This window comes from Bradyrhizobium sp. CSA207 (assembly GCF_029051685.1).
GTDB lineage: Bacteria > Pseudomonadota > Alphaproteobacteria > Rhizobiales > Xanthobacteraceae > Bradyrhizobium.
In genome coordinates this window covers 83,093-92,882 of sequence record NZ_JAACFT010000035.1, presented here as the reverse complement: position 1 = coordinate 92,882, position 9,790 = coordinate 83,093, and the positions used below count along the sequence as shown (strand labels likewise).

Below are 9,790 nucleotides of genomic sequence, written 5' to 3'. Positions count from 1 at the left end.
TAATCGTCCACACGTGGCGGAAGGAAGCTTGGCTGATCCCGGCTGATGCCGGTCTTGAAAGTGCGATTCGCCATGCCGAATCGTACCCTCGTTTGCTCAAATGAAGATGAAATTCTTGCCCAGTCTCTTCGCTCCATCCAGGCTACGAACCATCACTCCCCTTCCTTCAGACGCCGGTACAGCGCGCCGAGAATGTTGGAATAGTCGTCGGTCCAGACCCGCACCCTGTCGTCGGCTTCGGTCTCCTCCCATTGCTTGGAGGACGCGAGCTTGCCGACATCGGCCCCTTCGCGTGCAGAGATGACGACGTCGGTGGAGAAGATGTAATCGGCGTCGCGCCCGGAGTCCTCGTTGTAGACCCAGCTCTTGAGATCGTTGGCATCGGCGATGCCGACCACGACGGGCTCGAGATCGAGATGCCGGTTGGAGACGTGCATCACCACGGCGCCGTGCGGGGCGAGCTTGTCCTTGTAGATATTCATCGCCTCTTCGGTGGCCAAGTGAATTGGAATCGCATCCGACGAATAGGCGTCAACGATGATGAGATCGTAGGCGCCGTCCGGCTCCTTCGCGAAGGTGAGGCGCGCATCGCCGATCACCGGCTTCAGGTCCGGTGCGCAACTCGAGATGTAACGGAAATTCTTCGGGTCCCGCGCGGCATCGACCATGGACTGATCGATCTCGAAGAATTTCCAGCTCTCCCCGGGCTCGGCGGCGCAGGCGAGCGTGCCCGATCCAACGCCGATCGCAGCGACTTTCAGCGGCGCGCCCTTACGTTCACGGATCGCGGTGACGGCCTGACCGATGCCGCCGTCCTTATGATAGTAGGTGATCGGCTCGGGCCGGCCGGTGACCGCCGTGCCGTCATTGTTGCGGAAGCGCTCGGCGCCATGAATGGTGGTGCCGTGCATCAGCACATGAAAATATCCGCCGGGCGTCACCACGATCTTGTGCACGCCGAAGAAGCTGCGCACGGTCATGACGCGGCCCTCGTCCGCCGGATAGATCCGGATCAGCGCCAGCGCGAGCGCGACGGTGGCAAAGATCTTCCAGCGGCCGGCATTGAGCGCGAACGCCAGAAGCGCGGCAAGCACGCCGACGGCGCCGGCAACCCAGACGCGATGGTCCTCGAACCAGGTCGAGAGACTGCCCGTGGCGTATGACGGCACAACCAGGGCCAGTGCGAGCGCGGCGAGCACCAGCCAGTACCATCTGACGAGACCAGCAAAACGCTCGTTCGCCGAGGGCCGGCACAGCGCGGCAAGCGCGACCAGGATCGGATATTCGGCGATCCAGGAGAAGGTAAAGGGCGCGAGAAGTCCGGCGAACAGGCCGCCGACCATGCCGCCGAATGACAGCGCGACATAGAATCCGGTGAGATATTTGGCGGCCGGCCGCGTCCGCGCCAATTCGCCATGGCAGGCCATGGCGATGACGAAGAAGCACAGTTGGTGGCCGCCGAGCGTGAGCAGCAGGTTCTGCTCGCCGCCGAACGCAAGCAGGACGATGACGCCCGCGATCGCGACCGGCTGGAGCATCAACATCCATTTGTGCGGCAACAGCGGCCGCGACTGGAACACCACCACCCAGGTGAGCAGATACAGCGACAGCGGCAGCACCCACAAAAGCGGCGCCGCCGCGACATCGGTCGAGATGTGCGCGGTCACGGCGATGAGCAGGCCCGAGGGCACCGCGGCGAGAAAGATCCAGCGCAGCCGCGTCACGAGACCCGGCGCCGGCGCATTCGCATCCCCGGTTCGCGCCTCGGTCACAGCGAGCTTCGGCGAGCGCAACAGCACCACGCCGCAGGCGGCGATCAGGAGAATCAAGAGACCGTAGCCGGCCGTCCAGAACCGGTTCTGCGTGTGCAGCGTGAACATCGGCTCCAGCAGGAAGGGATAGGACAGCAGCGCGAGGAAGCTGCCGATGTTGGAGGAGGCATAGAGGAAATAGGGATCGTGTCCGGCGGGATGGCCGGTGCGGACGAACCAGGCCTGCAGCAGCGGATTGTTGGCCGCGAGCGCGAAGAACGGCAGGCCGATCGACACCACGAACAGACCGAGCAGCCAGAACGCATAGCCCGAACCCGGCGGCTCGCCATAGGCGCCGGCGACGCCGAGCGGCAGCGTGGCGAAAGCCAATATCAGCAGCAGCAGATGTACCACGACGGGAACAACGCGGTTTTTGACCTGCATCAGCAGATGCGCATAGGCATAGCCCGCGAGCAGCAGCGACTGGAAGAACACCATCGCCACCGACCACACTGCGGGCGAGCCACCGAGCCGCGGCAGCACCATTTTCGTGAACAACGGCTGCACCGAGAACAGCAGCAGCGCGCTGACGAAGATCGCGGCCGTATAGACCGTCAGCAGCAGCCGGTTGCGGGACGAGGACGGCTGCTCCGCGGCGGCGGGTTGCACGATCGAATCCATGGAAGCTCCAGCAAAAGCGTTTTCCAGCGAAGTGGGCACCGGTTCGCGCGAGAAAACGCGTCGTATAACTCCCCCGGCGGGCGCCGGACGCGCGCAATGGAGCACAGGGCGCCTGAACGGGCAATAAATGGTGTCGTGATGTTGCAGCGGGGAATGCCTGATATAGAGGTGTCATTCCGGGGCGATGCGACGGGACCGCGAAGCGCGGCCCCGAGCATCGAACCCGGAACCTCGAGATTCCGGGTTCGCGCTGAAGCGCGCCCCGGAATGACGCCAGGAAAATCATGACCGAAACCGACGTCGTCATCATCGGCGCTGGCCATAACGGCCTCACCTGCGCGGCCTATCTCGCGATGGCAGGCCTGCGCGTGCGCGTGGTCGAGCGCCGCAAGGTGGTCGGCGGGGCCGCGGTCACGGAAGAATTTCATCCGGGTTTCCGCAACTCGGTCGCGGCCTACACCGTGAGCCTGCTCAATCCGCAGGTGATCGGCGACCTCAAGCTCGCCGAGCAGGGCCTGCGGATCGTCGAGCGGCGCGCGCAGAATTTCCTCCCCGCGCCCGACGGCAGCTATCTCCTCACCGGCGAGGGACGAACGAAAGAATCAGTCGCGCGGCTCAGCACGCATGACGCAGCCGCGATCGACGGCTTTTCGCGCGAGCTGGAAGACATCGCGGACGTGCTGCGGCAGTTCGTGCTGCGCGCGCCGCCGAACCTGCTCGCCAGCTTCGGCACGGCTGCGATCCGCGAGGGCATCAACGCGTTGAAGACGGCCAACATCCTGCGCGGATTGACGCTGGAGCAAAGCCGCAGCCTGCTCGATCTCTTCACCCGCTCGGCCGGCGAGATTTTGGACGAGCGGTTCGAGCACGATCTGGTCAAAGCGCTGTTCGGCTTCGACGCCATCGTCGGCAATTATGCCAGCCCCTACGCGGCGGGCTCGGCCTATGTGATGCTGCACCACGCCTTCGGCGAGGTGAACGGCAAGAAGGGCGTCTGGGGCCATGCCATCGGCGGCATGGGCGCGATCACGCAGGCGATGGCGCGCACCGCGCGCGACCGGGGCGTGATGATCGACACGGATGCGGGCGTGCGCGAGGTGATCGTCGAGAGCGAGCGCGCCGTCGGCGTGGTGCTGGACAACGGCACGGCCATCCGCGCGAAATATGTCGCGGCCAACGTCAATCCAAAGCTGCTCTATACGCGGCTGGTCGCAGCGGACGCCCTGCCCGCGGACTTCCTTGCCCGTATCCGCCACTGGAAGAACGGCTCCGGCACGTTCCGCATGAACGTGGCGCTGGACCGCCTGCCCTCCTTCACGGCGCTGCCGGGCGACGGCGATCATCTGACCTCCGGCATCATCCTGGCGCCGAGCCTCGGCTACATGGACCGCGCTTATCTCGATGCGCGCGCGCAGGGCTGGAGCCGCGCGCCTGTTGTCGAGATGCTGATCCCCTCGACGCTCGACGACACGCTCGCGCCGGCGGGAAAACATGTCGCGAGCCTGTTCTGCCAGCACGTCGCGCCCGAGCTGCCCGACGGCAGATCCTGGGATAACCATCGCGAAGAGGTCGCCGATCTCATGATCGCGACGGTGGACAGTTACGCGCCGGGCTTTGCGACGAGCGTGCTCGGCCGCCAGATCCTCTCCCCGCTCGACCTCGAACGGCAGTTCGGCCTTTTGGGCGGCGACATTTTTCATGGCGCGCTGACGCTGAACCAGCTGTTCTCGGCGCGGCCGATGCTGGGCCATGCCGATTACCGCGGGCCCGTGAGAGGCCTCTACCACTGTGGCTCCGGCGCCCACCCCGGCGGCGGCGTCACCGGCGCCCCCGGCCACAACGCCGCGCAGGCGATCTTGAGGGATCACCGCGCGCTGTTCGGTAGCCGTGGATAGGGCTGTGGATGAACTGTGGACAGGCGGTCGAAAGGTCTGTGTCCAGCCGGTGGACATTTGCACAACGCCGACCGGGACCAGCAGGGGAAATCCAGTCGGAAACCGCGGGATAAAGCCGTGGACAACATAGCGGCGGCCGGTGGATAGCTTGTGGACGCCTCGTGCACCCAAAACGACCTCGCCCGCCGGGAGACAATTTCCCAGCGAGCGTTGGTCAGGATCAGTCCATGAAGAAATTAGCCGCGCTGGGAAAAAGGAGGCGGAAATTACTTCAAGGAGGTGCTAATCGAACCGAACTTTTCGTTCATGGTGGTGCCGAGGCTGTTCACCACGGTGATGATCGCCAGCGCGATACCCGCTGCGATCAGGCCGTATTCGATCGCGGTCGCACCGGACTCATCGGACCAGAACTTCAAAACCATGCGTTTCAAGACTCGCCTCCGTTTCCATTTCAAGCTGCGTCGGTGGGTTCCAACACCCGTGAATTTACTTGATACAACCTGCAGGCGGGTTAATCCGTAAGTTGCAAGTTATGCGAAAATTGGGAACGAAAGTTCCAAAAATTGAACTCAGCGGAACCCTAGAATGCAGTCCTCGCCCACCCATCGCGCCAGCTTTTCGATCGGCAACGAGGCCGCGGCCAGGCGCGTTGTCGACTTGCTCACTGAGGTGTTTTTCGAGGGCGATGCGGCAGTCGCGGCGTTCGAGCGGCCGGACGGACAATGGGATGTCACGCTGCATTTCGCTGATGCGCCGGACCAGGCATTGCTGAGTGAACTCGTTGCAAATTCAGCCGGAAACGAGATCGCCGCAGCCCTCGTCTTCGATACGGTCGAAGCCAAGGACTGGGTCAAGGCCAGCCTGGAAGATCTGGTTCCGGTGCCGGCCGGGCGCTTCGTCGTGCACGGCAGCCACGACCGCGACCGCGTGGCGCCGAACAAGCTCGCAATCGAGATCGAAGCCGCGCTCGCCTTCGGCACCGGCCACCACGGCACCACCCGCGGCTGTTTACTGCTGCTTGACCATGTCCTGAAGAGTTCCAAGCCAAGGAAACTGCTCGATCTGGGCACCGGCACCGGCGTGCTGGGGATCGCGGCGGCCAAGGCGCTGCATCGCGCGGTGCTGGCCTCCGACATTGACTCGCCCTCGGTGCGGGTGGCCGCGGAGAACGCCACACTGAATGAAGTTGGTAACCATGTCCGGGTGATCCGCGCCACCGGCTTCGCCGCGCCGGATTTCGGTAGATGCGGCCCGTTCGACCTGGTGCTGGCCAACATCCTTGCCAATCCGTTACGGCAATTGGCGGGCCCGATGACGCGGCACCTAGCGCCTAGCGGGCGCGTCATCCTCTCCGGCCTGTTGACGCATCAGGCGCCCGCCGTGATCGCCGCCTACCGCGCGCGCGGCCTGGTGCCGCTGCGGCATCTGCGGATCGAGGGGTGGAGCAGCCTGTTGCTGAGGAAGGTCGGATAAGCCGCCGTATGGTGGGTTAGCTTAGCGAAGCGTAACCCACCATCTTGCGCGGCTACGAAATTGGTGGGTTACGCCTTCGGCTAAACCACCCTACGACATCGACGACGAGGTGCTACTCCGCCGGCTTCTCGTCCTGGCGCACCGCGCGTTCACCCTGCAGCGCGCGCCTGGCGCGGCGTTCGGCGAAACGATCAATCATCTGGCTGATGAGGCCGCGCGGCTTCTTCGGTGTGGCTGCGGCCGGGGTACGACGAGCCGGCGGCGAAATCTTCTCAAACGTGAACGCAGGCATCGTGTATCCCCTCGCCGTTGAGTAGAAACACTTGCTCGAATTTCCCTGTCGTCCGGACGAAGCTCAGAGGCTGCATCCGTCTACTCCACTCGACTCAAGCGGAACTTTTTCAAGCACAGTCCATGCCAGATGCGATGCAAATGCGTCCAGATTGCGGACTCATCCCCATGATCCTAAAGTGACCCACCATGTTCGAAGCACACTTCCAGACATTCGAGGAGCCGGAGGCCGGCGTCGCATTGACGGCGCGGCTTGCGGCACTCCGCGAAGAGCTCGCCCGCCGCAAGCTGACCGGCTTCGTGATCCCACGCGCCGATCAGCAGCAGAATGAATATGTGCCGCCGTCGGAGGAGCGGCTGGCCTGGCTAACCGGTTTTACCGGCTCGGCAGGACTGGCCGTCGTTCTGGCCCAGGAGGCCGCGGTTTTTGTCGACGGCCGCTACACGCTCCAGGCCGCCAAGCAGGTCGACGCGAAGGCTTGGGCAGTGGAGTCGCTGATCGATCCACCCCCGGAGAGCTGGTTGTCCGCGCATCTGAAGTCCGGCGACCGCCTGGGATTTGATCCGTGGCTGCACACTTCTGCGGCAGCCGAGCGCTTGGCCAGCTCCTGCGCCAAGGCCGGCGCGGAGCTGGTCGCCGTCGACAGCAATCCGGTCGATGCGATCTGGCAGGATCGGCCGCAGCCGCCGCTCGCCCCGGTCGCCGTGCACGGAATGCAGCATGCCGGCGTCGGCGAGGCCGAGAAGCTGAAGCAGATCCAGTCCGAAATCGTCAGGCTCGGCGCCGACGCGCTGGTGCTCTCCGACAGCCATGCCGTGGCCTGGACCTTCAACATCCGCGGTGCCGATGTCGCACACACGCCGCTGCCCCTATCCTACGCGCTGGTGCCTAAGGACGGCCGGCCGACGGTGTTCATCGACCACCGCAAGCTCTCCAACCTGACGCGCGACCATCTCGAGCAATCGGCCGACGTGCGCGAGCCGGACGCGATGGCGCCGACGCTGATGGCGCTCGCCAAAAGCGGCGCCGCGATTGCGCTCGACAATGCCACCGCGGCCGACGCGCTCAGCAGATTGATCGCGGGCGGCGGCGGCAAGCCGGTGCGCGGCAGCGATCCGATTGCGCTACTCAAGGCGGTCAAGAACGCGACCGAGATCGCGGGCACGAAGACGGCGCACCGGCGCGACGCCGTGGCACTGGCGCGCTTCCTCGCCTTCATCGATCGCGAGGCGCCAAGCGGCAAGCTCACCGAGATCGACGCCGTCGAGGCGCTGGAGACGTTCCGCCGCGACACCGGCGCGCTGAAGGACGTGTCGTTCCCCACCATCTCCGGCACCGGCCCGAACGGCGCCATCGTGCACTACCGCGTCACCCGCAAGAGCAACCGGCGGATCGCACCCGGCGACCTCTTGCTGATCGACTCCGGCGCGCAATATGAAGACGGCACCACTGACGTCACCCGCACGATTGCCGTCGGCGAGCCTACGGACGAGATGCGCGACCGCTTTACCCGCGTCTTGCGCGGCCATATCGCGATCGCGCGCGCGGTGTTTCCCGACGGCGCCACTGGCGCGCAGCTCGACACGCTGGCGCGGCAATATCTCTGGACTGCCGGCCTCGATTTCGAGCACGGCACCGGCCACGGCGTCGGCAGCTATCTCAGCGTCCACGAAGGACCGGCGCGGATTTCAAAAATCGGCACCACGCCGCTGAAGCGCGGCATGATCCTGTCCAACGAGCCCGGCTACTACAAGACCGACGGCTTCGGCATTCGCATCGAGAACCTCGAGCTGGTGATCGAAGCCGACATCAAGGGCGCCGAGAAACCGATGAACGCATTCGAGACGCTGACCCTGGCGCCGATCGACCGCCGGCTGATCGACGTGGCGATGCTGAGCCGGGACGAGCTCGACTGGCTCAATGCCTATCACGCCCGCGTGCACGCCGACGTACGGCCGGCGCTGGATGAAGCGACAAAGGCCTGGCTCGACCAGGCGACGGCGGAGCTGACGGCTTAAGCTCGCCGTTCCGGAGCACGACGCATAGCACTACGCGATTTGAGCAATGCTGCTTCCCCTAGCCCAGCTGTCATGCCCCGCCTTGTGCGCACTTGCGCACTGGGGCGGGGCATCCAGTATTCCAGAGACAGTGATCGTATGCGGAAAGGTCGCGGCGTACTGGATTCCCCGCCTCGCGGGTAGTGACACCGATGATGTGGCATGAGCGCACCACACGCCCCGCAAATTCCGTCCTTTCACACACGATCATCATAACCGTCCCGGAATCCGTATAGCCGCATTCCGAAACGCCGATATCCGTCTTGCGCGAGCACGCTACAGTCCGATTCGAATTTCTACGAGACGGACACGCATGCACGGCATGATCAGCAAGCCGCCGGAAACGGCAGCGAACAGGAACCTCGCGACCTCGCGCGTGGTGCTGCTGTTGCTGGTCATGATGACCGGGATCGCGCCGATCTCGCTCTATATGCTGGTTCCGGCGCTGCCGGTGCTGGCGGCGACTTTCGGCAGCGACATCTCGATCGCGCAGATGACGGTGTCGCTCTACATGGTCGGCATCGCACTGTCGCAGCTGATCATGGGCCCGCTGTCGGACAAGTTCGGGCGGCGCCCGGTGCTGCTCACCGGCCTTGCATTGATGGTCGCCGCCAGCATCGCCTGCATGTTCGCGCAGAACCTGCCGCAACTGATCGCGGCCCGCTTCTTCCAGGCGCTGGGCGGTGCGGCCGGCATGGTGGTGAGCCGCGCCATCATCCGCGACATCTATGAGCGCGAACGCGTTGCCTCCATGATCAGCCTCGTCATCGCCGCCCTGATGATCGGGCAGATGCTCTCGCCGCTGACCGGCGGCCTGATCGAGACCGCGTTCGGCTGGCGCGCGATCTTCTACGCCATCACCATCGGCGCGATTGCGGTCGCCGCCGGCATCGCGCTGGCGCTGCCCGAGACGCGCCGAAGCCGCGCGGCCGGCAGCGGCTTTCGCGGCGACGTCGGCATGCTGATCAGAAACCGCGCCTTCATCGGCTATGTGATGTGCCAAGTGCTGGCTTCGCAGATCATCTTCACCTTTGCCGGCGGCGGGCCCTACATCGTCGTGACGCAGATGGGCCGCAGCAGCGCCGAATACGGCGCGTGGTTCGCGACGACCGGCTTTGCGTATCTGGTCGGCAATCTGCTCTGCGTGCGCTTCGCACCGCGTCACTCGCTGGAAAGACTGATCTGGTTCGGGCTTGGCCTGCAACTCTGCGGAAGTCTCTTGAACCTGCTCTGGAGCATCGCCGGCTGGAACGAGGCGCCGGCGTGGCTGTTCGGCACGCAGATGGTCGTGATGGCCGGCAACGCATTCGTGATGGCGAATTCGGCCGCCGGCGCCATCAGCATCCGCCCTGAAGCCGCCGGCACCGCCTCCGGCGCGATGGGCTTCCTGCAGCAAGGCATTGGCGCGGTGATGTCGCAATTCGGCGCCTATCTCGGCGGCCACTCCGCCACGACGCTGCCGCTCACCTCCGCGGTCCTCGCGATCTCGCTGCTCTGCGCCTGCATGATGATCTTCGTCGTGCCCCGCCGCCAGGTGATGGTGAGCGAGACGCTGATCGAGCAGGCGGAGGAGGAAAGCGGGATGATGTGAGGGCGCTGAGACGCCCTGGCCTCGTCATTGCGAGCGAAGCGAAGCAATCC

General features: G+C 64.9%; 7 protein-coding genes. 4 read left to right on the top strand and 3 right to left on the bottom strand.

Translation table 11 applies throughout. From position 1 onward, the window contains the following. Positions 1-152: 152 nt before the first annotated feature. Positions 153-2,432 (bottom strand): fused MFS/spermidine synthase, encoded by a 2,280-nt coding sequence (locus tag GWG65_RS31965; protein WP_275199472.1) that lies wholly within the window; start codon positions 2,430-2,432, stop codon positions 153-155. Between the two features lie 284 nt (positions 2,433-2,716). Here GWG65_RS31965 and GWG65_RS31960 point away from each other — a divergent pair, with 284 nt between their 5' ends. Continuing rightward, positions 2,717-4,327 carry an NAD(P)/FAD-dependent oxidoreductase gene (locus GWG65_RS31960; RefSeq protein ID WP_275199471.1) on the top strand — a complete coding sequence of 537 codons (1,611 nt, stop codon included), beginning with the start codon at positions 2,717-2,719 and terminating at the stop codon, positions 4,325-4,327. A gap of 266 nt (positions 4,328-4,593) precedes the next feature. On the opposite strand, the gene GWG65_RS31955 is transcribed toward GWG65_RS31960, so the two are convergent. Further along, positions 4,594-4,758 (bottom strand): Flp family type IVb pilin, encoded by a 165-nt coding sequence (locus tag GWG65_RS31955; RefSeq protein ID WP_275199470.1) that lies wholly within the window; start codon positions 4,756-4,758, stop codon positions 4,594-4,596. 154 nt (positions 4,759-4,912) lie between these two features. On the opposite strand from GWG65_RS31955, the gene GWG65_RS31950 reads away from it, so the two are divergent. Next, positions 4,913-5,800, top strand: coding sequence for a 50S ribosomal protein L11 methyltransferase (locus tag GWG65_RS31950; RefSeq protein WP_275199469.1), 888 nt, complete (start codon positions 4,913-4,915; stop codon positions 5,798-5,800). 112 nt (positions 5,801-5,912) lie between these two features. Here GWG65_RS31950 and GWG65_RS31945 read toward each other — a convergent pair whose 3' ends face one another. Then, complete coding sequence (locus GWG65_RS31945; RefSeq protein ID WP_275199468.1) at positions 5,913-6,092, bottom strand: hypothetical protein; 180 nt, start codon at positions 6,090-6,092, stop codon at positions 5,913-5,915. Between the two features lie 188 nt (positions 6,093-6,280). On the opposite strand from GWG65_RS31945, the gene GWG65_RS31940 reads away from it, so the two are divergent. Both GWG65_RS31940 and GWG65_RS31935 read left to right on the top strand, forming a co-directional pair. Beyond that, the gene (locus GWG65_RS31940) at positions 6,281-8,110 is read left to right on the top strand and encodes an aminopeptidase P family protein (RefSeq protein ID WP_275199467.1); all 1,830 of its coding nucleotides are present in this window, start codon (positions 6,281-6,283) and stop codon (positions 8,108-8,110) included. A 352-nt stretch (positions 8,111-8,462) separates the two neighbouring features. Continuing rightward, entirely contained in the window at positions 8,463-9,740 is a 1,278-nt protein-coding gene (locus GWG65_RS31935; protein WP_275199466.1) for a multidrug effflux MFS transporter, read from the top strand. Positions 9,741-9,790: the final 50 nt, after the last annotated feature.